Source organism: Shewanella sp. ENK2, from assembly GCF_043568515.1.
In the GTDB taxonomy this organism is placed as follows: domain Bacteria; phylum Pseudomonadota; class Gammaproteobacteria; order Enterobacterales; family Shewanellaceae; genus Shewanella; species Shewanella japonica.
In genome coordinates, this window is the sequence record NZ_CP171406.1 from 3839081 (window position 1) to 3861524 (window position 22444).

At 39.4% G+C, this 22444-nt stretch carries 15 protein-coding genes, 1 tRNA gene and 4 pseudogenes; 5 read left to right on the forward strand and 15 right to left on the reverse strand.

From position 1 onward, the window contains the following. Nucleotides 1-358: 358 nt before the first annotated feature. The 5 genes and pseudogenes from ACGEDC_RS16835 to rmuC all read right to left on the reverse strand — a co-directional run bounded on the left by ACGEDC_RS16835 (nt 359) and on the right by rmuC (nt 8198). Nucleotides 359-2410 carry a transglutaminaseTgpA domain-containing protein gene (locus ACGEDC_RS16835; RefSeq protein WP_394494611.1) on the reverse strand — a complete coding sequence of 684 codons (2052 nt, stop codon included), beginning with the start codon at nt 2408-2410 and terminating at the stop codon, nt 359-361. After that, nucleotides 2400-3473: a DUF58 domain-containing protein gene (locus ACGEDC_RS16840; protein WP_394494613.1), complete on the reverse strand. Its 1074-nt coding sequence runs from the start codon at nt 3471-3473 to the stop codon at nt 2400-2402. The genes ACGEDC_RS16835 and ACGEDC_RS16840 overlap by 11 nt, the downstream gene beginning before the upstream one ends. Nucleotides 3474-3478: 5 nt before the next feature. Further along, nucleotides 3479-4390 carry an AAA family ATPase gene (locus tag ACGEDC_RS16845; protein ID WP_055023823.1) on the reverse strand — a complete coding sequence of 304 codons (912 nt, stop codon included), beginning with the start codon at nt 4388-4390 and terminating at the stop codon, nt 3479-3481. A gap of 129 nt (nt 4391-4519) precedes the next feature. Further along, nucleotides 4520-6412: a transglycosylase SLT domain-containing protein gene (locus tag ACGEDC_RS16850; RefSeq protein ID WP_394494615.1), complete on the reverse strand. Its 1893-nt coding sequence runs from the start codon at nt 6410-6412 to the stop codon at nt 4520-4522. Between the two features lie 308 nt (nt 6413-6720). Then, nucleotides 6721-8198, reverse strand: a pseudogene (gene rmuC / locus ACGEDC_RS16855) (DNA recombination protein RmuC). Nucleotides 8199-8409: 211 nt separating this feature from the next. Between rmuC and msrP the strand changes: the two are divergent. Beyond that, nucleotides 8410-9444, forward strand: coding sequence for a protein-methionine-sulfoxide reductase catalytic subunit MsrP (gene msrP / locus ACGEDC_RS16860; protein WP_394494617.1), 1035 nt, complete (start codon nt 8410-8412; stop codon nt 9442-9444). After that, nucleotides 9441-10046, forward strand: coding sequence for a protein-methionine-sulfoxide reductase heme-binding subunit MsrQ (msrQ, locus tag ACGEDC_RS16865; protein WP_394494619.1), 606 nt, complete (start codon nt 9441-9443; stop codon nt 10044-10046). The genes msrP and msrQ overlap by 4 nt, the downstream gene beginning before the upstream one ends. Before the next feature lie 210 nt (nt 10047-10256). Here the strand turns inward: msrQ and ACGEDC_RS16870 are convergent, their stop codons facing one another. The 4 genes from ACGEDC_RS16870 to ACGEDC_RS16885 form a co-directional block, all read right to left on the reverse strand. Next, nucleotides 10257-10604: a hypothetical protein gene (locus ACGEDC_RS16870; protein WP_055023818.1), complete on the reverse strand. Its 348-nt coding sequence runs from the start codon at nt 10602-10604 to the stop codon at nt 10257-10259. 217 nt (nt 10605-10821) lie between these two features. Continuing rightward, nucleotides 10822-10898: transfer RNA gene (locus ACGEDC_RS16875), tRNA-Pro, on the reverse strand. 157 nt (nt 10899-11055) lie between these two features. Next, nucleotides 11056-12858, reverse strand: coding sequence for a DUF3413 domain-containing protein (locus tag ACGEDC_RS16880; protein WP_394494622.1), 1803 nt, complete (start codon nt 12856-12858; stop codon nt 11056-11058). A gap of 89 nt (nt 12859-12947) precedes the next feature. Further along, nucleotides 12948-13166, reverse strand: coding sequence for a YejL family protein (locus tag ACGEDC_RS16885; protein WP_055023816.1), 219 nt, complete (start codon nt 13164-13166; stop codon nt 12948-12950). A gap of 276 nt (nt 13167-13442) precedes the next feature. Between ACGEDC_RS16885 and yejK the strand changes: the two genes are divergently transcribed. Together yejK and corA are read left to right on the forward strand one after the other, a co-directional pair. Next, on the forward strand, nt 13443-14471 hold the full coding sequence (yejK, locus tag ACGEDC_RS16890; protein WP_055023815.1) for a nucleoid-associated protein YejK: 1029 nt from the start codon (nt 13443-13445) through the stop codon (nt 14469-14471). 200 nt (nt 14472-14671) lie between these two features. After that, complete coding sequence (corA, locus tag ACGEDC_RS16895; RefSeq protein ID WP_055023814.1) at nt 14672-15619, forward strand: magnesium/cobalt transporter CorA; 948 nt, start codon at nt 14672-14674, stop codon at nt 15617-15619. Between the two features lie 106 nt (nt 15620-15725). Here the strand turns inward: corA and ACGEDC_RS16900 are convergent, their stop codons facing one another. Beyond that, nucleotides 15726-16982, reverse strand: a complete 1257-nt coding sequence (locus ACGEDC_RS16900; protein WP_394494625.1) for an HD-GYP domain-containing protein — start codon at nt 16980-16982, stop codon at nt 15726-15728. Nucleotides 16983-17110: 128 nt separating this feature from the next. Here ACGEDC_RS16900 and ACGEDC_RS16905 point away from each other — a divergent pair. Further along, a pseudogene (locus ACGEDC_RS16905) lies at nt 17111-17811 on the forward strand (2OG-Fe(II) oxygenase). On the opposite strand, the pseudogene ACGEDC_RS16910 reads toward ACGEDC_RS16905, so the two are convergent. The 5 genes and pseudogenes from ACGEDC_RS16910 to ACGEDC_RS16930 form a co-directional block, all read right to left on the reverse strand. After that, nucleotides 17787-19171: pseudogene (locus ACGEDC_RS16910) on the reverse strand (ATP-binding protein). The pseudogenes ACGEDC_RS16905 and ACGEDC_RS16910 overlap by 25 nt on opposite strands. Then, nucleotides 19162-19835 (reverse strand): annotated as a pseudogene (locus tag ACGEDC_RS16915) (response regulator). Before ACGEDC_RS16915 ends, ACGEDC_RS16910 begins: the two co-directional pseudogenes overlap by 10 nt. 136 nt (nt 19836-19971) lie before the next feature. Next, a complete protein-coding gene (locus ACGEDC_RS16920; RefSeq protein WP_394494627.1) occupies nt 19972-20244 on the reverse strand; it encodes a LysE family transporter in 273 nt (90 codons plus the stop codon). A gap of 118 nt (nt 20245-20362) precedes the next feature. Next, entirely contained in the window at nt 20363-20692 is a 330-nt protein-coding gene (locus ACGEDC_RS16925) for a LysE family transporter (RefSeq protein WP_394494630.1), read from the reverse strand. 271 nt (nt 20693-20963) lie between these two features. Beyond that, the gene (locus ACGEDC_RS16930) at nt 20964-22268 is read right to left on the reverse strand and encodes a dicarboxylate/amino acid:cation symporter (RefSeq protein WP_282098390.1); all 1305 of its coding nucleotides are present in this window, start codon (nt 22266-22268) and stop codon (nt 20964-20966) included. Nucleotides 22269-22444: the final 176 nt, after the last annotated feature.

Consider the following 22444-nt stretch of genomic DNA (forward strand, 5'->3'; position numbering starts at 1 on the left):
ATAAAAACCATTCTAAGTGGTTGTAATGTCGTTTTAAAGACTTTTATGTAGGACTCATTTTACTGGGTCATAAATACGCCTAATCGCAATAAAACCACGGTTGTCTTTATGCTTACTGACGAGAGTCTGACAAGTTAGTGCAATGAACATCGCTTTGCCTCCTGAATTCTTTAGCGTCGCTTGATGAGATTTTGTTTTCGGATGCCTGATTGTGATGACAAAAGTTCGAGGAAAGATTGAGATGGGTAAGCTTGCTCACGCTTGAATTAACCCTAGATTCGCTTGTCTTGAGCCAATCTATAATTAGCTAACCTAAATATTGGTTAATGCTAATTAAATTCGAAAGGCGCTTTAATCGCTATAAACCTTGCTTAACTTTTCTAAAATAACGTTTAAATAATGTTTGATGTTGCTGGGCTTGCTTATCATTTAATACTTGATATTGCAGTGCGATAAAGTGTTCGGTCATTTTATTAAAATCAGCAGCTAATTGTGGCTGCTCTTGATGAATAGCTTGATGAATAAAGTTTGCAAAGGCTTGTGGAGGCATTGTTTCTCTTGGGTAACCCTTGTCAGCAAATTTTGAGCAAATATGGCTATAGCGTTTAATTAATGGATCTTGTTTAGGCTTTAATGCAAATACGCCTGCATAATACGCAATAACCAGTGCGATGATGCTAAAGCTCACAATCATTAAGATAATGATTTTACTGGTATTGACCTCACCTAATAGTTCACTTAGCACTTGCTGCTGACGTTCCTCATCGAAACCTAAAACCCAAACACTCCAGTAAAAGTCTAAGCTGGCTAACTGTAGACGAATGTCATTTAACCAAGGAATTTCTTTTACTCGTAAGCTGGTAAAAAGACTATCTTGAAGGTAACTGTCTTGACCTGTAAACATGGCATCGAACCCATCCAAGATCCGCTCAGGTGCAATCATCGCAGTCGGGTCTAACCTTATCCAACCTCGGCCTTCAATCCATACTTCAGTCCAAGCATGTGCCATATATTGATAAATACTGTAATAACCGGCTTTAGGGTTGTATTCACCACCTTGGTAACCTGCCACCATACGTGCTGGTATTCCGCTGGAGCGTGCCATAAACACTAACGCTGATGCGTAGTGAGAGCAAAATCCTGCTTTGTTTTTAAATAAAAAGTCATCCACTTGATTGTTGCCCAACGGCGGTGGACTCAAGGTATAAAAATAAGACTGTTGATTAAAATACTGCATCATAGCGTTAATGCGAGGCAGTGGCTCCGGGTAATCTTTTACGAACTGCTGAGCTAAAGCTTGAGTCTGAGGGTTGGTTTCTTTCGGCAGTGATAGATTTATCCGTTTAGTCAGTGGTGTTAGCACAGGCTCAAGCATACTCATAGGGTAAGAAGTCACGCGGTAACTGAAACGTTGGTCAATATTCCTGACGGAATATAAGCGAAAGTCATCCATTTCAACAACGTGATCCGTTTCTGAAAATGCCTGATCTAAGCCAAATAACCATTTCTGATAAGTCGGCTCAGTGATCACTTGATAATTAAGCGAATTGGATTGCTCAACTTGAGCTGGCATCGCTCTTTGCTTGCGCTCGCGATAAGCTCGCTGCTGCGCATTTTTACGCAAGTTTGCTTGTTTCCACGTTTTACCATCGTAATTCTCCATTACAAGGGCACGCCAATATAACGCCTCATTAGGGATAAGTTGGATCTTGCTGGCGTTGGATGATTCGTTGTCAAAACCCACTCTAAATGCCAAATCAGGTGAGCGCGTCAGTTTACTGATATCGCCCAATGACACTTCATCAGATAAGCCTGTTGTCGCATTTTTCATGCTGGGCGCTAACCAAAGAGGGCCAAGGCGAGGAAATACAATAAAAAGCAAGATAGCCAAAGGAAGGCTTTGGAGTAACACTTTAGCGCCAAAGCTGAAGTTTATCTTACGAGTCGCATGTTGATAAACACTGATAAGTACACAGGTATTGATTAGCGAAACAAAGAGTAAGTGCACCGTATCAAGCATGCTTTGACGCTCTAATAAGGCGAAGGCAATGAGAAAATACCCGACTAAAACAACCACTTTTACATCACGTATTTGGCGCATCTCGATGTATTTTAAGGCGTAACCAAGTATCAATAAATTAACGAGTGCATTGAGCATACCGATTTCTTTTGACACTAAACCTAATGTTATCGCTGCGCCAATAGCCAGACTGGTGACCAGCAATTTAGGCGGGGCCGCGACTTTGCCAAAATAAATGCCGATGCGCCAAACAAAGCATATACAGCAAATACCAATGCTCCACAGTGTGGCGTCTTGGTATAGTGGTGATAATACCAAGGCATTAGTTAGCAACAGCCAAAATAAGGTGTTACGGCTAATATTCTCATTAAAATCATCGCTAATTTTCATCGAGTTCACCTTGTGTTGAACGGGTAATATCTCGATAACCATAACTTGCTATCAATTGTTGGCATTGTTTTCGGTGTGACTCGCCGCTGTCTTGTTCGATGATTTGATTATCTAATGCTAAACCAAATATTTGATGGGCTTGTGATAACGCGTTGACCTGCCATGCTAATTTACTGAGTTTATGTTCAAGATCATCACCTTGTGTGTCCGCTAGGCTTAACCATACGGGTTTACCTTCTGGCTGAGCGAACTCTTTACTGAGCATGCCACGCCCTTGCGCCCATTGTTTCCATGCCACTTGCTTTAAGGATTCACCTTCAACATAAGTTTTCAACCCTTTGTAATCATCAACTCCTGGTTGTAATTTACCGTGTTCAAACTCGGTATTATTGTCATCATCTAAACTGGTAAGTGAAACGGTTGTTTGCAATGGCTCTGCGAAAATGAGCTGCTCGATGTTTAAATCAACATAGGACCAAGCGCGAAATAAACCCAATGGGAAGTTAGAAGAAACTTGAATACGACCTGGATTGAATGGTCCTCTATTTTGAGGCGAATATCCGACCGTTGCGTTGAAGGATTCACCGACATCACCAATACGAATATGGCGCTGCTGAGAAAAGTTTAAATAAATCTGCTGGTGGTTTGTGTGGCTTAAATCCTTTTTTTGTTTACTCGAAAGAACAACCGGAAATGCCAAACTGGTGTTCGCGATACTCTCTGGCGGCATAGAGGCTGTTAATGTTAAACCTGCCAGGTTTTTATAACTGTAAATGATACACGTATGCAGCACACTTGCGAGTAATAAGCTTAAGCCAATGACTAGGTTGTTTTGATAATTGGTGCCGAATAAATAAAGCACGACGATTAACATAAACCATGCGATACCAAAGGCACTCGGTAGGATAAAAATGCTTTTATGGCTTAACGTCACTTGTTGGTTGGGTGGGATTCGACGTGTTAACCAACGCGCCCAGCGCTGCTTTATCACTTTAGGAATAAAGCGAGAATACCACTTGGGCGGAGTTTGATAATGAGCAGAATTACCGATGTTCTTGTTCATTGTCACTAACTAATTGGATTAACGTTAGCCAATATTTGATCTGAGATAGCTTGGCCTTGTATTGGGTTATTATTACGAATTCGATGCTCGGCTACACAATGAAATACCGCTTGAATGTCTTCCGGTACCACGTAGTTTCTTTGATGCATAAATGCCCACGCTTTGGCTGCATCAAGTAAAGCGATGCTGGCACGGGGTGATAGGCCATTTCCGTCAGCTTGTTCTCGAGAATATTGTGCCAAATGAATTAAATATTTAAGTACAGCATCCGATGCACTGACTTTTTGCACGAGTGATTGAAGAGTAATGAGTTCATCCGGCGTAAAACATTGCGGCATAGTGGTAGCGGTGTTTTTGGCCGTATCACTTTTTAACATTTCAAGTTCAGCTTGTTCATTGGGGTAGCCAATTGAAATGCGCATCATGAAGCGATCTAATTGCGACTCTGGTAACGGAAATGTCCCTGATTGCTCAATGGGATTTTGCGTTGCGATAACAAAAAAGGGTTGGGGAAGGGCATGGGTTGCGCCATCTAAAGTAATTTGCCTTTCAGCCATTGCTTCAAGTAAGGCACTTTGTGTTTTAGGGCTTGCTCGGTTGATTTCATCAGCTAATAGCATTTGATTAAAGATCGGCCCAGGATGAAACTGAAATTCTTGTGTTTGTTGCTGATAGATAGAAACACCAAGGATATCAGCAGGTAACATATCACTGGTAAATTGAATCCGTTGATAGCTCATACCAAGTGAGGTCGCAAGCGCTTGAGACAAACTGGTTTTTCCCATGCCTGGTAAATCTTCAATCAGTAAGTGACCTTTTGCAAGTATACAGGCGACGGCCAATTTTATTTGCTGAGGTTTTCCTAATAATACCGTTTCTAATTGCGATAATAATTGTTGTAGTTTTGACGCAGGCACGCATTACTCCATTAGTTAATTGGCAGTAACATTATACTGCCAGTAACAAATACATCGAATTGATTACGTTACCTTGTCGTTAAATATAAGGAAAGGATTTAACAAGTTTTAAGACTGAAAAAGTGTAATTTAGTATGCAAATGCCATTTCTTGTTCACTAAACATACTGGCGTTAATGTTTTTATTATGCTGATAAATCATTCGGTAACTTAAAACAGCCTGAACATACTCTCGAGTTTCCTTAAATGGAATCGTCTCAATAAAGCTCATAACATCCAGCGTCCCGTTGGATTCTTTAAGCCACCGAGTCACTCGATGCGGTCCTGCATTGTATGCGGCAGTGGCTAGTACTCGATTTTGGTCAAATTGTTTTAGTAATTGGCTGTAATAGGCACTTCCTAACTGCACATTATAATCAACTTGATAAAGCTGAATTTTGTTCTTAAAACTGAGTTTGTTTTTACGAGCGGTTTCTTTTGCTGTTGCAGGCATGAGTTGCATTAATCCTCTTGCACCTACACCGGATGTCGCATAAGGGTAAAATGCACTTTCACGCCTGGCTATGGCGCGTATCTCATCAATATCGACTTGGTACTGTTTACTGGCTTTTTCAAATGAGTCTTGTGCTGCATTAGGGAACCTAAGTTGCAAGCTGTTCCATTGTTTCGCTTGAATACTGGCCTCGACACTGTAATCAAACCAACCTTGCTGTAAGGCATATAAACCATATTCAGCTCGCATGGCATTGTCATGTCGTCGTAACATGCTTACCCATTCACCTCGAGCATCTCGGGTTTTATCAATTGCAATGAGTTCAACTATTCTGGCCATTGCTGGGTCATTATTGATTTTAGCGGCAAGCATAGGATTGGACTGTAACTTATCATCGTTCATCGCAAGCGGTGAGTTGATTGATTGCGCCGCATGGAAACCATAAAAATTACGAGCTTTGCTGAGTTGTTCTATAGTGGTGTTTTTTTGAGGGGCGTTGTTTGTATCAGTAGATGCCATTCTGGCAGACCAATATTGCCAACGGCTGTCATCAATCACATCATCACTGAGTAAGGCAAGGTAACGTTTTATGCTGTCATTATCTTGTTCACTGATGGCCCAACGTAAACGTATTTGGAATAGATCATCTGAATCTAATATGGGCAAACTGGCATCAATGTGTTCAAGTAAATCAGCCTCTTTACGGATTAGCGCTCTTCTGACGATGTACCGGTTAAGTTGCTGACCCTTGATGGCAGTAAAGCGATTAGCTTTATCATATTTGTTATACAGTTTTACGGCTTGCTTGAGATCTTTTCGAGCAAGTTTTCTAAGGCCTACATTGACAATATCACCAACGATAGGCGAGCTTGATGAAAACTTTTTTGTATAGCGTAAGCTATTGGGGTCTCGATAAACCGAAATCAGTAAGTCGGCTTCTTTCTTATTCTTGGTTATTTTTCTGGCAAGGTATTGAGTTAAACCATATTGATTTTCGTTAAAGCTCAATAGCATTCTTGACCAAATTAATGCCTGAGTCCGTTTTCCTGCTTTAGTCCATTCGTTAAAGAGGACATCACATTCTTTTGGTCGTGAACGGCCATAAAGCCACATGCGCTCAGCACCATCGAAGGCGGTTTTTTTATTGCCTTGAGAAAGTTGCGCTCGATAGTAATAGCATTGCAATGCAATATCGTTAGGCGTGTTCGGAGCAATGGCTAAAAAATTCTGCCATTGCTTTCGTTTCCCTGCATTTTTTAGATAACGGTAGCGTAGGGTGTTATAGAGGGGCGTTTTCTTATATTTCTCAATAGCGATATGGGCATCTTCGCCGTTTAGCGACAGGATGTCACTTCCAGTTTCATGGTAGTCAAGGTAGACATTTAATGGATATTCACCAAGTTTTTCTCGCAGCGCCTGGTAGGTTTTCATTTGTTTTTTATCGAGTGCTTTACGGGCATCAAGATAAAGTTGTTGCTCAGTGGTATAAGTTGTTTTTGCAGCCGAAACCGGCAAGCTAAGCCCTGCCATTAACAGACCAATAAATACACTAACTAAAAAAACACACTGTTACGCATAATAATGAGAACCTCCGTCCCAGTACGACATTGTTGCGAAACCAATTGTTACGAACGTATTTTAAATAAACTTTTACTCAACGACTTCATCTACTCATCGGATATTAGAGCATGTTTGTACATGGCATTTATATCATGCTTAAAGGTTATATTAGTAACGATGATGAGCCTTTAAATACTAGCTCATCATTATAAACCTGCATGATAATATTCACTTTTGATCTGCTGTTATAAAGTGCTGCTCATTTACTCAATTACTCGCTACTCTTTTGACTCATCTAACGCTTTATTAATTAATTGCGGGTCAAGATTTTTACTGGTTTCAACACCTAATTTTTGCATTACATGAGCTTGTCTAATTAGGTTACCTTTACCTTGTGACAGCTTACTCATGGCTTGCTGATAAGTTTTATCTGCAGTGTCTAATGCGCGGCCAAGTTTATCCATGTCTTCTACATAGCCACATAATTTGTCATATATTTTTGCGGCTTGCGAAGCGATAGCTTGGGCATTTTGATTCTGATATTCATAACGCCAAATATTGTTAATCGTTCGAAGTGCGACGAGTAAATTAGTTGGGCTGACCAGCATAATATTATGTTCGAGTGCATAGCTGACTAAACTCGGATCTGACTCTAACGCCAGTAAAAACGCAGGCTCAATTGGAATAAACATCAACACATAGTCGAGACTTTTTAAGCCATGCAGCTTGTGGTAATCCTTTTGACTTAAACCTTTAATATGTTGGCGAACTGATAGTGCAAGCTCTTTAATTGCCTGTTTCTGTACTAATTCATCCTCGCTATTAAAAAACGTTCGTAGGCTATTAATGACATTTTTGCATCAATAACGACATCTTTTTGTTCAGGTAGGTGGACGATAACATCTGGTTTAAATCGCTTTCCGCCATCATCTTTTAAGTCTTGCTGAGTGTCGTATTCGTGTCCTTCACGTAAACCACTTTCTTGCAGAACACGCTCTAATATGACTTCACCCCAATTGCCTTGCTGCTTGTTATCGCCTTTTAAAGCCTTAGTTAAATTAATCGCGTCTTGGCTCATTTTAAGATTAAGATCTTTGAGGTGATCAAGTTGGTGCTTTAACGCACTTCGCTCAGTTTGCTCTTGAGTATATGACTCTCGGATTTGCTGCCTAAATCCTTCTAACTGTTGTTTTAGCGGCCCTAAAACCCCATCAATTTGTGTCACATTCTGTTGTTTGAAGTTTTCACTTCTTTCTTCAAATATGCGGTTAGCAAGGTTTTCAAATTGTAACTTTAATCGTTCTTCTGCACTTTCTAGTAAAGCTATTTTGTCATTGAGCGCCGCTTTTTCAGTGTTAGCTTGTGATTGGATGCTTTGTTGCATCGCATTTGATTTAGACAGCGCCAGTTGAGTCTCCATAAACTTACGTTGGCCGTCGCTAAGCTGCTGCTCTAGAAGTGGTAACCTTTCAGCTTGGGCTTCAAGTTTTGAAAGCTGAGCAATTAAAATTTCTGCTTTTTCTCTAGCACTATGCAGCGCTAGTTCTTTGTCGTCGATTTGTTGTTGAAGTAATTGCTGTTTTATCGCCATATCTGATTCAAACTGCGCCATTTCAGCTTGGAGTTTGTCTCGATGTTGCTCCCATCGTTGGCGGGTCAAACGTTGGTTAAGTAGCGCACCAATTAATAACCCTAAAAAGGCGACAGCACAGAGGGCGATGATTTCAGCAATGGATAAAGAGGTAGGAAGCGTCATGAATACGGCCAGCTTAAAAATGAATGCTTAAGATTCTCATGGCAGTGCACATGGCGCAAGCCAACATCGAGTGATTTCATACTTAAGCGCTTAATTAATAAACTCAATAGCTTAAAAACTGTAAACTATTTGAAATTAATTGCCGTATAAACATGTCTAATAATTTAACAGTAGAATGACTTTGTAGAATAGGTTTGCTTTAGGAGGCGTTATGGTCGCAAAAAAAGGGTTTACAAAAGGCATTGCCAACACGCCAAGTTGGGCATTAAAAGAAAATCAAGTAACACCAGAGCGCGTATTTGCTGATAGACGCAAGATTGTAAAAGCACTTGGTTTAGGCGCGTTAGGAGCAAGTCTACCAGGGCAGGTTCAAGCTGGGTTATTTGACTTATTCGGCAGCGAAGATAAACCTGCTTTTGCTGTTCAAGGGCTTGATTACAGCAAGCCAAGCCAATTTCAAATCAGCGATATACTGACGCCAGAAGATAAAATTACTCGCCATAATAACTTTTACGAATTCGGTACCAGTAAACAGGACCCATTTGAAAATGCACAAGGTTTTCAGGTCAATCCTTGGGAGTTGCGAATTGAAGGTTTAGTGGATAAACCATTAACACTTGACTTAAATGACCTGACGACCAAGTTTGATTTAGAAGAGCGCATTTACCGTCTTCGTTGTGTAGAAGCTTGGTCAATGGTGGTGCCTTGGGTTGGTTTCTCGTTAGCTGAACTATTAACCATGGCTGGAGTGTCAAATAAGGCAACGCATGTTGCATTTGAAACTTTATTCGACCCAGATCAAATGCCCGGTCAGAAAAATCGCCTAATGGGAGGTGGGATCCACTACCCATATGTAGAAGGATTAACCATTGCAGAAGCAATGAACGAGTTACCGTTCCTTGCTGTTGGCTTATATGGAAAAACTTTACCGCCACAAAATGGTGCACCAGTTCGTTTAGTTCTACCTTGGAAATACGGGTTTAAAAGCATTAAGTCTGTGGTGAAAATTCGAGTAACAGATAAGCAGCCTCCTACCAGTTGGAACCAACTAGCACCCCATGAATATGGCTTTTATGCCAACGTGAATCCACAGGTTGATCACCCTAGATGGTCACAAGCGACAGAGCGCAGCATTGGTGAAGGCGGTTTATTCTCTGCAAAACGTATTCCGACGCAAATGTTTAATGGCTACGCAGAACAGGTGGCTGACTTATATAAAGATTTAGATTTAAGGAAGTTCTATTGAAGCGGTTAACACCTAAAAGTCTAATTTGGATAAAAGGCTTACTGCATGTGAGCTTTTTATCTCCAATAGTGTATTTAGTTTTATTAGTTATGACTGACAATGCTGGTGGCGATCCAGTGCAATACATCATCCATTTTACTGGGATGGGTGCAATTAATTCGTTAATCATTACCTTAGTAGTTTCACCATTAGCTAAATTTTTGAAGCAAGGGGTGTTACTGCAAACTCGGCGATTAATTGGCTTGTATGTTTTTGTATATGCAAGCTTACATATTGCTGCTTTTATTAGCCTTGATTTACTTTTTGCATGGGGTTATTTGTTACAAGAAGTGGTTAAAAGGCCGTATATTTTGGTCGGCGCGGTGGCGTTGATTATTGTAGCGCTTCTAGCTTTGACCTCGTTTCAAGCAATAAAACGTAAAATGGGAAAAGGTTGGCAGCAATTACACAATTGGATTTATGTTATCGCGATTTTAGCGCCAATACACTTCTATTGGTCTGTAAAATCAGAAATCATCGAGCCGAGTATTTATTTCGTTCTTTTTGCGGCTTTATTATGGCTAAGAAGAAGTCAGATTAAAAAATGGCTGTTAAAACGTTAGTTATGTCACAGGGGCTTAAGAGTTGATTTATTAACTAATGTGGCCAATTGATTTTTAAAGAAACAACACCGGCAATGCCGGTGTTGTTTTATATAGCAAACCCTGTTTGCTATTGGCGTTATAGGCGCGGTTTAGTTTAACCCTTTTGTACCAAGCTGGTTATTTAAATTATCATAGTTAGACTAAGCTTGAATGTGACTTGTTCAGACTTTAGCGAAATAAACAGTTCTTGGCTCTGGGTGGGTTAACCAGTCCATTGAAACAGTAACTTGCAAAAAGGCTAAAGGCGATAACTGAACCCATGATAATGGCGAGTGTATGCCAAGGTTCATGCATTGTTATTCGCATATCAATATATTGGTAAGTTGATACGCCCCAAACCATCACAGTCGCTACGATTAAGCCTAATTGAATGACTCGGGTAATAATATTGTTCTTAAGCAATAATAACCAAGGTAGCATGACGCAAGTGATTGCAAGTGGCATTTGTCCAAATCGAAGAAAATGCGCTGCAAGTAATACATACGCTAATGAAATGAATATAATTCTCCACCACATGGTTCTGCTCTCCTAACTATTTTGATTTTTGCTGACGCAATATATCGCAATCAATTTAGGTTGTTCTGTCGAAGTGGTCACATAATATCGCAGCGTGGGTGATACAGTTCAAAAAACAGCAATCTTCTTAGTCAGAGCTAACGAGAAAAACAGCGTGTGGGTCGTAAATATTTTATTAATATGAAGACTTACTATGAATGAAATTAAGAGTGAAAATTGGTCGGGATAACAGGATTTGAACCTGTGATCTCTTGTCCCCCAGACAAGCGCCTTACCGGACTAGGCCATATCCCGATGACTTTACTTCTGATGCGTAAATAAACTAACAACTCGTCATTTTAGGCGCAACTTATTTTTAAATAAAAAAGGTTAATTGACTGATATATAGTCAGTTAACCTTTTGTTAAGTCAGCTCTTAATCACTCAATTTATAGCGTATTTTTATCAAGAGTTAATGATTATATAGCCGGCGGCCTTCACGCATGACTTGAATTAACTCAGGTGCGCTCAACTTGCGCTTGAGTCGTTTGTCATAATTAATATCATATATTTGATATTTACCGTGTCGATCTAAAACGGTGATTTCAGCATCTTGATAGATGGCAAATGTACGACTATCTCCAATATAGACCCAGCTTTGTTCACTTGGCTGCAATAAGCTGTAGCCAGAACTGTAATCCGTAGATGGATTATTACAATGTAAGATTTGGCTCATAATAGTCGGCACTATGCCGTAATGACTGGTGCGGTATGTGACAGTGTCTGCAGCTGCTTTTGGCCAATGCATAACAAAAGGCACTTTTACGTTGCCAGGGGATAAATTCTGGTTAACCTCTGATGGGTTACTACTAAACACTTGGCCATGGGTACCTGTAATCATCACGACTGTATCTTTATCAACACTATCAATTAGTTGATTGAGTTGCTGGTCGATAAAATACAATGACTGTCGGTATTGGTTATAAAGTACTTTTTCTGCAGGTTTCAATATTATGTGAGGCTTAACGGTTTCGATACCTAAAAAACCAATAGGCGTGTCATAATGTTTTGGAGCCGTGAGGTTCACAATTGAAAACCAATGTGACTGCTGCGATGCTTGCCAATTGACGAACTGGGCCACATTTTTACTATCTGTTTTAGCACTGCCTTCATCGCTATGGTTGATAAACGGTGTTAGCTCATCAAAAATAGCGCGCCCGATAAACGGATTAGCATTATCTTGTGGTAAGAAAATAGCTTGCTGATAACCTGCTTTGGCAAGGGTTTGTGTCATAACAGGTGCAGTATGATAAAACTCTTTTCTGTCACCATAGTTGCCCTGAAGGCCATACAGTATTGAAAAAATTCCCGTCTTAAACTGATTCCCACCACTAAAATGGTCAATAAATTGTTTGTTATCAGTCTGATATTCCGTCAGAAACGGCATGGTTTGTTCATTCACCATATCTGCACGTAAACCATCGACAGAGACTATCAATACATTAGGTTGCTGCTCTTGGATTAATGGCGTTTTACATTGTAATGGCTTAACAGGGTAACTCAGTTTACGTGACTTAGTTTGGTAGCGATTATCTTCTATATTGGTGCCTTCAATACCATGGCTCTCCATGAATGACCTTGCAGTAGCTGGGTATGATAAAGGGTACGTATCATCAAAACGGGTAATTTGTGTTACGTCAGATGCATCAGCCCAAATATGAACTAAATGGCTACTGATAAAGCAAATACCGACAAAAGCAATTGCTTTATTGCCAAGCTGTTTCTTCTCCAGCTTTTCGATGCGTTTCCATATGAAGTTAGCTGCTGTTAGCTCGATTAATATAATCGAGATGGGAGTCACTATATAGGAGGTACTTTTTAATAATGCATTCAGATCTGTCCAAGCTAAATCAAATGCGAAGGGGCTTAGATGAATACCATAATCGTCATAGACAATTGTGTCATACAATAAGATACATAAGCCTAGGCTCGCGACGAGGGCGGCGTAGCCTCGTAAAATTTTAGAATAAGGTAATAGTAACGTGACAGGAAAAAGAAAGACTACATAAACAATGAAAGCTAAAAAACTGAAGTGACCAATGGTGCTAACGGCAAGATAGCCCCAACCAATAAAGGTTTCAGGGTAACCCACACTACTGAGGTAACGGGCACCGACTATCATAGCTAAAAAGCCATTAAAGAAGGCAAACCAGTGACCCCAATTAACGAGGCGCGATACTTTATCGCGAGTCATTTGTTTTTTGCGCTCAACCATGCGGAGTTGTTTTCCTAATCCTATCTTTATCAAAGATATGCTTCAAAGCTAACATATCCTTGATAAATTAAAATACCTTTTAATATGGCTTAGTCAGCCTTTACTGATTGTGCCAATGCTTTTGCAAATTGTTCAGCAACCTGTTGACGAGATTCGCTAGGTACTTTGTTCTCTAGTAAATGTGAAACACAATTACCTAATACCATCAGACTTAAATCAGTCGGTGCTTGATGCTTGTTGAGTACTGCTAATAACTCAGTAATTAACGCTTCAACTTGGGTGTTGGTATATTTAGATTGGATAGCCATAATCAGAAAAGTTCAAAAAGTAATGAATTAGCCGCCTATTATATCGGATTTCATATTATCTTGCTGTAGTTTATTGTGGTGAAAATAGCGTCGAAATTTAGCAATTTAATGGCCTTGTTAAGTACAAATTGAAATAAATATAGCGGTTGAGTTAACTAAAATTGGCACTTGAAGCTATTGGCATTTTTCGTAATATTTTTTGAGACTTTTTTAACGTGTCTGTTATGATATTCAGCGCTATTTCGCTTCCATATATTACAGATTCAGTTAGGGCTTATGAGCATCAATATCGAACAAGCAATTATCCACGAAATTTCCCAAGACAGTCAGGGTCAACTCAGTTGTCGTTTAAGACCACAACCTCTACTAAATAGCAGTGCTGTAGAAGCTATGCTAGAAGAGTTGCATCAAACCTATACGGGTAAAGCTGGTAAAGGCTTTGGCTTTTTTGGCACACACGGTGAAGATGGTGAAGCCAACCCTGCTTTTTCTGACGCATTAAATGAATATCGAAGCGGCGAACTAGGATTTGTTGAGTTTAGTAGTGCTGCAAGTAAGTTACTTCAAGAAGAACTTGCGAAATATGACTTTAGTCAAGGCGGCTTTTTGTTGATGTCTTGCTATACCAGCATGACAAGTGATTATTTATTCGTGGCATTGTTAAACGCAAAATCGTCAATGACGGTGTTAGATGATATGGAACTATCGCAAAACAACCATCTTGATTTAACGAATGTTCAGTTGGCAGCTCGAATTGATTTAACAGAATGGCAAGCAGATAAAGATTCACGTAAATATATTTCGTTTGTACGTGGTCGTGCGGGCCGTAAAGTGGCAGACTTTTTCTTGGATTTCATGGGCTGTGTTGAAGGCGTTAATACTAAGGCGCAGAATAAAACATTAATGCACGCAGTTGAAGATTTTGTCGCCAGTAGTGAATTGACTAAAGATGAGCGTCAACAATGTCGTGATAAAGTGTTTGATTACTGCAGTGAGCGTGCCGATGAAGGCGCGGATATCGAAGTAAAAGATTTGGCTGATGAATTGGCCGATTCTGGTATGGATTCGTTTTACGACTTTGCTTGTGGCGGCGCTTACGAGTTAGATGAGGAGTTTCCTGCTGATAAAGCCAGTTTACGCACCTTGAAGAAGTTTTCGGGTACTGGTGGTGGCGTTACATTGAGCTTTGATGGCGGCCATTTAGGTGAGAGAGTTATCTACGATCCTATTTCTGACACCATTCTTATTAAGGGTGTTCCAGCTAACTTGAAAGATCAGTTAGATCGCCGCCTTAAAGGTGAATAAAGAAACAATATTCAATTAAAGCGCCCATATGGGCGTTTTTTTTGCATTTATTATATGCATTTAACGATTTCGGTACATATAAGAGCTAATTTAGGCATAAATACATTTAAAGATTTAAATTTGAATTTATTTAAGTACACTAGCCGACAAATTTAAACCTAATATTGATAGTTATGAAAATATAACTATGTGGGGGATACATGATTACTGCCTATGTTTATAAAAATCGCAAGTTAACTGTTCACGAACTGAATGTTCAAGACAGTATACCCGAACAAACATTATGGTTAGACATGTTCAAACCCAATGATGATGAAAGGGAATGGTTGAGTCGGTTTTCGGTCGAGGAAGTTCCCGACGAAGAAGACATCAACGAAATTGAAGCCTCGGCTCGTTTTTTCCAAAGTAAAGATGGATTGCATATTAATTCGTTATTCCCGCAACGTGTTGGCTCGGATGTGCGAGCGATTAACGTATCGTTTAACTTGAGAAAGGATTTCTTACTGACTATCCGTGAAGATGATGTCGGTTTGATCCGTTTATTACGCAACTATCTACGTCTTGGCCGTTTGGATGCCACCACGCCTCAAGGATTAATGCTAGAGCTGTTCCATCTAAAAGTAGATTACTTGTCTGATTTAATTGAAGACGTTTACTCTGTTCTTGATGATGTAAGCGAAAAAGTGTTTGATGATGAAGAGTTAGATGAAGTATTCAAAATGATCACGCTGCAAGAAGACTCAAACGGTAAAATCCGTCTAAGTTTGCTCGATACTCAGCGTTCATTACGATATATCCAACGTTACTACCGCGATCATTTATCTGAAGAAAATATCAAGGATATTCGTGAGATGTTGTCGGATATTGAGTCGTTAATGCCTCATAGCCAATTCATCTTTGATAAGTTGAATTTTTTGCTCGACGCAGCCATGGGCTTCAGTGGAATTCAGCAAACCAAGATTATTAAAATATTCTCGGTTGCCGCCGTGGTGTTTTTACCACCAACGGTAATTGCAAGTAGTTACGGAATGAACTTTGTTAATATGCCAGAGTTAGATTGGCGTTTCGGTTACCCAATGGCGATAGGATTGATGTTAGCTAGTGCCGGTGGTACATATTTATTCTTCAAGCGAAAAGGCTGGTTATAAAACCTGTTTAAGTCCTTTGTTAATATTAAAAGCCATTAGTAACGTTAAGTTATTAATGGCTTTTTTGTATCTGTTAAATAGACTTTTATGCTTGTTTTAATAAGGATTACCCTTGGCCAATACCATAGCTTATGCGCTCTCTTGGGCTTAAATATTTTAGAATATTCTCGGGTAATGCTGATATCGGCAAACATCGTGCAATACTGATTTCTTCGCGTTCTAAGTCAATGATTGGTGCTTGTTCTTTTGGAACGAGTGCGTCGTATAGCATGATTTGAGGGTATAAAATCTTATTTATATTTACAGACATCACCATGCCAAATTGACCGCTTGAAAGCTCTACAACACTACCAGGTGGGTAAATACCAATGGTTTTGATTAAGGTGCCGACATATTCTTGATTGAGCTTATCTTTATAGTTTTTATAAATATAACCTAAAGAAGCATAAGGCGTTTTCGCTTTTGTAGTCTTAGTGCCGTTACACAAATCATCATACTCATTGACTACCGTGATAAGTTGGGAGTATTTATCTAACTCATCTCCTTTAAGTCCTTTGGGGTAGCCAGAACCGTTCAGAAACTCATGATGATTGGCTATCATGGGTTTAGCTTCTTCAGGAAAAGTATCGGCAATTTTAAGGAAGTTGAGACTCATTAAAGGGTGCTGCTTAATAAGGTTTTGTTCCGGTTTATTTAAGGGAGCTTGTTTATTCAGTACATTGCTAGGAATTTTAAGTTTGCCTATATCATGAAATAGGGCACCTAAGCCAATCTGCTCAATCTCTTCTCTCGACCAATTCAGGCTTTTTGCTAACATCATGCAAAGCACTGAGACATTCAGTGAATGGTGATATATTAAATCGCCAGGTTTGACATCACCCATAAGATGTAACACTAAATCATCAGAATTAAGCAGCATAGTGGTCATCGAGCTCACCATGTCTTTAGCATCGTTGACAGCGTTTAATGGTCGACTACCGAGTTTTGAGATACTAGAGCGCATAATTGATAATGAACGGTCAAACTGTTGCTCAGTCTTTTTAAGTCCTCTTCTAAGCTTCTTTTGTGTTTCAATTTGATCATGTTTGTACTGATCCATTTCAAGCTTGAGCTTATCGAGAGAAGCAGTATCTGTAAGTACTTCTTTTGCATCTTTAGCGGGTTTATCACGTAACTCAGTGTCGCTTTTAGTAGGCACGAATAAAACGGTTTCGATACCTAAACTTTTAATTAAATCGATTTGAGACTGACTTTTAACCTTGAAACGACTAAATAGAAATGGGTGATCCTTCCAAGATACAGGCAAGCAAATAAAATTGCCGACTTGGATTTCATCGATTGAAACTTTTACTGTGTTTTTCATAGGTTAAAACAGGTACCTAAATATATTTTTGTTATTATGTAGCTAACCATCTGTACTCATCCCTTTTGCTAATCGACAGTTTCCATGGCAGCATATTACCAAACAGATATAAAAAGTGCTTATTTAATATGGATTTTATTGAAGTCATACCAAATGCGTTAGATGAAGATTTATGCGATCGATTGATTGCCGCTTTTGAACAGCACCCAGGAGTCATTGAAGGTAAAACTGGTCAAGGTGTTGATAAGGCTAAAAAACATAGTTTTGATTTAACCTTAGACATTCATGCTGATTTAGCGCCACTAAGAAATGAAATTTTACAATTAACGCTTAAGCATGCGGCTTCATACTTTACTCAATATTCGATGGCGTTAATGGGAGCGGTGTCAGTAGCTGTCGCTGATGAGCATGGAAAAGCAGTGACTTTACAACCCAACAATTTTGATGCTTTAGGTGTGCCTCGAGCAGAAGCGCTAACCAAGTATTTGTATCGAAGTGGCAATGTAAATTTGCAAAAATATCCTATGGGGCTTGGGGGCTACCCTCATTGGCATTCTGAGCATTTTCCGCAATCTGGTTCACATGAAGCTTTACATCGAGTACTACTTTATATGTTTTATTTAAACGATGTAGAAGAGGGCGGAGAGACGGAGTTTTTTACCAACAGAAAAGCATTAAACCTAAAAAAGGGACCATGGTTATTGCCCCGGCGGGTTTCACTCACACCCATAAAGGTAATAAGCCAATAAGTGGTGATAAATATATCGCCACCTCTTGGATTATGTTTAATCGGGCAGAGCAGCTCTATGCACCATTAAACAGTAAATAGTGTTTATTGTTATTGAGGGGGATTTTGATAGTAAATTTAGCCCCTTCAAGCTCACTTTCGGTGATTGATAATAGACCATGGTAACTACTGACAATTTCGTTACACACTGCTAAACCGATGCCTTGACCTGGTGATTGGGTATCGGCGCGCACTCCTCGTTGAATGATGCGTGCTTTTAATGATTCATCAACGCCAGGTCCATCATCTTCAACACAAAGGATTGAATGCCCCTCACTATCAATTGTCGCAGTAACAATAACTTCACTAATACAAAGCCTGAATGCATTTTCCATTAGGTTGCCACACAGTTCCATTAAATCTCCTTTATTAATAGGAAAGTTAATATCAGAATCGATGTGACTGCTAAATTTGACGTTTTTTCTTGATAAATCTTGAACAACATTTGCGACAACTGCTCAATCATAGGTTGAACTGGTGTTTGTTCTTGAACGAGCCCTTGACGACCGACTAAAGCGCGTTTTAATTGATATTTTACCAACTGATCCATCTGTCCCACTTGCTGCATGATTTTTTCACTGGCATCTGATTTTGACAACGTCGCGTCATCAGTTATTGCATGAACAGCGGCAAGGCGCGTTTTTAAACTATGGGCTAAGTCATTCATGGCATTCTGGTAACGCTCTTGTTGCGCACTCGATTGCGATAATAGTTGGTTTAATGCTTGAGTTACCCCTTCTAATTCTTGTGGGTAACCATCTGATAGTGACTTTTTGTTGCCGTCACCAATTGCTTGTAATTCACTTTTGAGCCTCGTCAGTGGGCGCATTCCCCAATAGGCCGCACTAATCAGTAATATAAACGCAAGCAACATGACGACACCAAGACGTAAATAAGTCAACTTTTTAAAACGTTTAAAGTCGTTCTCTACGGTGTCAGCTTCTTTTAATACCACCATATTGTATTGGGTTTGATTGAGTTCAACGGGCAGTAGATAGGCAAAGTAGGAACGATTATCTGACATGTTTAGAAAGTAAGGGGGATTGGAGTCGACAATAGATTCAAATCGTTCACATATATTGGTTAACCCAGCATCGGTAGCGAGTGATGAGGTCCATACGTCTGCAAAGTCTTGACTACAGCTGGCCATCATATAGCGTTTTTGCTTATTGTTTTCCATTAACCAATTATTATTGGCTGGAATAAGGTCGTGTTCACGTAGCTCAGCTGCAATTTGCGGCATTTCAGCGATAAGCTGAGCCGTTTCTTTATTATAACTGTTTTGCGCATGAAGAATGGTTACTGACCATGCAAGGCCAAAGCCTACCAGTGCGATGATAGTTAACGAGGTAATAAACATCCTCGTGAGAAGGCGTTTTTTGGGCTTAAACCTTAGCTGCATGGTAGGTTAAATTTATATCCTTGACCGCGGATGGTAGCGATTGGGTTATCCATACCGCCTTTATTAAGTTTTTTCGAATACGGCTGACCATGACTTCAATGGTATTCGGGTCACCTTCTTTGTCACCGTAAACGACATCAAGTAAACGTTGCTTGGCTACAACTTCATGGCAGTGACGCATGAGGTATTCAAGAATTAAATATTCAAATGCAGTAACTTCCATAACCTCAGCATTTAGCGTGACTTGTTTTGCCGCTAAATCTAATTGTAGTGGCCCACTACTTATGGTCGGTTTTACAAACCCAGCGCTCCGTCTTACCAAGGCGTCAAGTCGAGCAACTAACTCTTCTTTTTGGAATGGTTTGACTAAGTAATCATCTGCACCTGCATTTAATCCTTCAACCTTATCTTGCCAGTTAACTCGGGCCGTTAGAATAAGAATAGGCGCTTTAACATCGGCATTACGGATATCTGATATGAGTGTCATACCGTCTTTATCAGGTAGGCCTAAATCAACAATAGCGATATCAATAGGGTAATTGGTTGCTTGATAAAAACCTTCTTTTGCCGTCAGTGCCACTTGTACTTGATTACCTAATTCAGATAATTGCACATTTAAGTGGTGGGATAAAATTGGGTCATCTTCTATTACCAAAATTCTCATAACAAATACTCTTTGGTGAAATCGTAATATTTCTTTGCATTAAATGATCGCTTAAGAAAAGTACAACGCGATAGGCATAGTGGCATCTTAGCCCGACGATACTTAACCTTAACTGACTGTAATCTGTAATTGTTTATCAGACAATAAGTTGATTGATTAAATTCGTTAAAATAGTGATTGAGACACCCATAAATATAATGCCTGTTATAGCATCAATGAGCAGGCTGCCTTTAGCCATTTTATGTTGTATCTGCGGTTTTGTAAGAATGATAGCAAGAAAACTAAACCAACAAAGGGAAAGCGTGAATAATAGACTTGCTGAAGCTACTTTTGTAGCTAGTGTAACCTGTGGTGTGACTAGAACAGTAAAGATTGTGATGAAAAAGATCAAAGCCTTAGGGTTAAGCAAATTTGTATAAAGCCCAATTTTGAATCCTTTAGCTGATGAAAATGTTAAATGTTCTAAATCGTTATTATTAGGTTGATTGGCGGCTTTGTCTTGGGTTTTATGCTCAAAAGATGATGGTTCACTGAAATTTTTTCTTCGTTTTTAGTGTTTTTTTGAATGATGATAATGCAGAAGATAAAGCACCAAATCCCATCCATGCAAGGTAACAGGCTCCAATAATTTGCACTGCAAAATAGGCAAACTCAGATTGACGGATCATTAAGCTGATACCTAATAGTGAAAGTAGACTATGTATTAGTATGGCGAGGCTAATACCAAAGGCACACATTAATGCAATCCGCCGCGGTTGCTGTGTCGCTGTTTTGACTATGATAGCAAAGTCTGGTCCAGGGCTGATAAGAGCTAGGCTGTGTATAACAGCGAGAGTCGATAGAAGAGCAAAATCCATTTAAATTCCATTTGAGTATTTGTTAAACCAGGTTTTACATGAACGCATTTTTATCTGAAAACAGTTTATATGGTCATAGATTAACGATAAAAAAGGCAAGGTGTCTATTATATGAGCCTTAAACGAGTCATATACGAGTCAAATATGAGTTATTTGGTATTGATTGTTTTGTTTCTATTTTAAATAATAAAAAGGGCGCCTTTAAGGCACCCTTTTCGTATGCAAAATCAAGCTTACTTTGTATGAAGTCAAAGCAAAAGTAAATTACTCATTAAGCGTTTTTAACTTGATCTTCAAAACTAGAGCCAACTTTACCTGCTTGAGAATCATTGAAAGTTTCTTCGCTGAACTCGCCTTCAGATTTCGCTATGACTACAGTCGCTACGGAATCACCTGTTACGTTTACCGCAGTTCTTATCATGTCGAGTAAACGGTCAACACCAATAATTAACGCGATGCCTTCAACTGGTAAGCCAACTTGGTTCAGTACCATCGCAAGCATAATTAAACCAACACCAGGAACACCAGCAGTACCAATAGACGCTAAGGTTGCCGTTACAACCACAGTGACATAATCCATTAAGCTTAATTCGATACCAAATACCTGTGCAATAAACACCGTCGCGACACCTTGCATAATCGCGGTGCCATCCATGTTGATGGTTGCACCCAAAGGCAAGGTAAATGAAGCGACTTTATTATCAGCGCCTAAACGGTGTTCACAGGTTTCGATGGTAACAGGTAGCGTTGCATTGGAACTTGCAGTACTGAATGCAAATAATTGCACGTCACGCATCTTGCGTAAAAACATAAACGGATTAAGGCCAGTAAATGTTTTTAATAAGGTCGGGTAAACGACTAATGCTTGAACCAGCAGTACAAATATAACTAAGAAGAAATATTGAACAACACTGCCTAAGGTTTCTAATCCTAAGGTCAGACTTAATTTCGCCATGAGGGCAAATACACCATAAGGCGCAAGCTGCATGATTAAAGTTACCACGCGCATAATCACTTCGTTCAAGTCATTAAATAACGCTGATACTCGAGCGCCACGTTCACCAATATGTGAAATTGCGAAACCAAAGATAACGGCAAAAATAATGATTTGCAGCATGTTACCTTGACTCATGGCTTCAATTGGGTTAGTTGGCACAATGTTGATAACAACTTCAGACAGGCTAGGTGCATCTTTTGCGCTAAATTCCATTGCTGAGGATGCAAGGGACGCATTACCTGGATGGATAATAATAGCTAACGTTATAGCGACTGTCAGCGCAATAGCGGTAGTGAACATATAAAAAGCGATAGTTTTACCACCTAAACGACCCAGTTTGGAAGGGTCGCTCAATGAACTGGTTCCGCATACTAGTGATACAAACACTAATGGGACAACTAACATTTTTAAACTGGAGATAAATATCGTACCAACGACATGTAAAATGCCTTCGGTAATATAATCCTTAACGAATAAGCTTTCAGGAAATAAATTTCTCAAAATTAATCCGAGAAGAATACCCGCACCCATACCGATAAGTATTTTGCTTGTTAAACCAAGCTTACTATTTTTATTCAAAACCACTTCCTTCAATCTTTATCATCAATTTTTTGATGATTATTATTTTTTATCTTTTAAAGCGTAGCAGGAAAATAAATCATATGAAACGGCATAAAAGTTAAAGTTTTTAAGGAAAAATGCCGAAGAAAACATTAGAGTAACAAGAAAGTTACGATATTTTTATGTAATATCGA

Excerpts from the sequence above, each read along its gene's own strand:
- ACGEDC_RS16835 (WP_394494611.1), bottom strand. The coding sequence starts at position 2,410 with ATGAAAATTAGCGATGATTTTAATGAGAATATTAGCCGTAACACCTTA.
- ACGEDC_RS16840 (WP_394494613.1), bottom strand. The coding sequence starts at position 3,473 with ATGAACAAGAACATCGGTAATTCTGCTCATTATCAAACTCCGCCCAAG.
- ACGEDC_RS16850 (WP_394494615.1), bottom strand. The coding sequence starts at position 6,412 with ATGGCAGGGCTTAGCTTGCCGGTTTCGGCTGCAAAAACAACTTATACC.
- msrP (WP_394494617.1), top strand. The coding sequence starts at position 8,410 with ATGGTCGCAAAAAAAGGGTTTACAAAAGGCATTGCCAACACGCCAAGT.
- ACGEDC_RS16870 (WP_055023818.1), bottom strand. The coding sequence starts at position 10,604 with ATGTGGTGGAGAATTATATTCATTTCATTAGCGTATGTATTACTTGCA.
- ACGEDC_RS16880 (WP_394494622.1), bottom strand. The coding sequence starts at position 12,858 with ATGGTTGAGCGCAAAAAACAAATGACTCGCGATAAAGTATCGCGCCTC.
- ACGEDC_RS16885 (WP_055023816.1), bottom strand. The coding sequence starts at position 13,166 with ATGGCTATCCAATCTAAATATACCAACACCCAAGTTGAAGCGTTAATT.
- yejK (WP_055023815.1), top strand. The coding sequence starts at position 13,443 with ATGAGCATCAATATCGAACAAGCAATTATCCACGAAATTTCCCAAGAC.
- corA (WP_055023814.1), top strand. The coding sequence starts at position 14,672 with ATGATTACTGCCTATGTTTATAAAAATCGCAAGTTAACTGTTCACGAA.
- ACGEDC_RS16900 (WP_394494625.1), bottom strand. The coding sequence starts at position 16,982 with ATGAAAAACACAGTAAAAGTTTCAATCGATGAAATCCAAGTCGGCAAT.
- ACGEDC_RS16925 (WP_394494630.1), bottom strand. The coding sequence starts at position 20,692 with ATGGATTTTGCTCTTCTATCGACTCTCGCTGTTATACACAGCCTAGCT.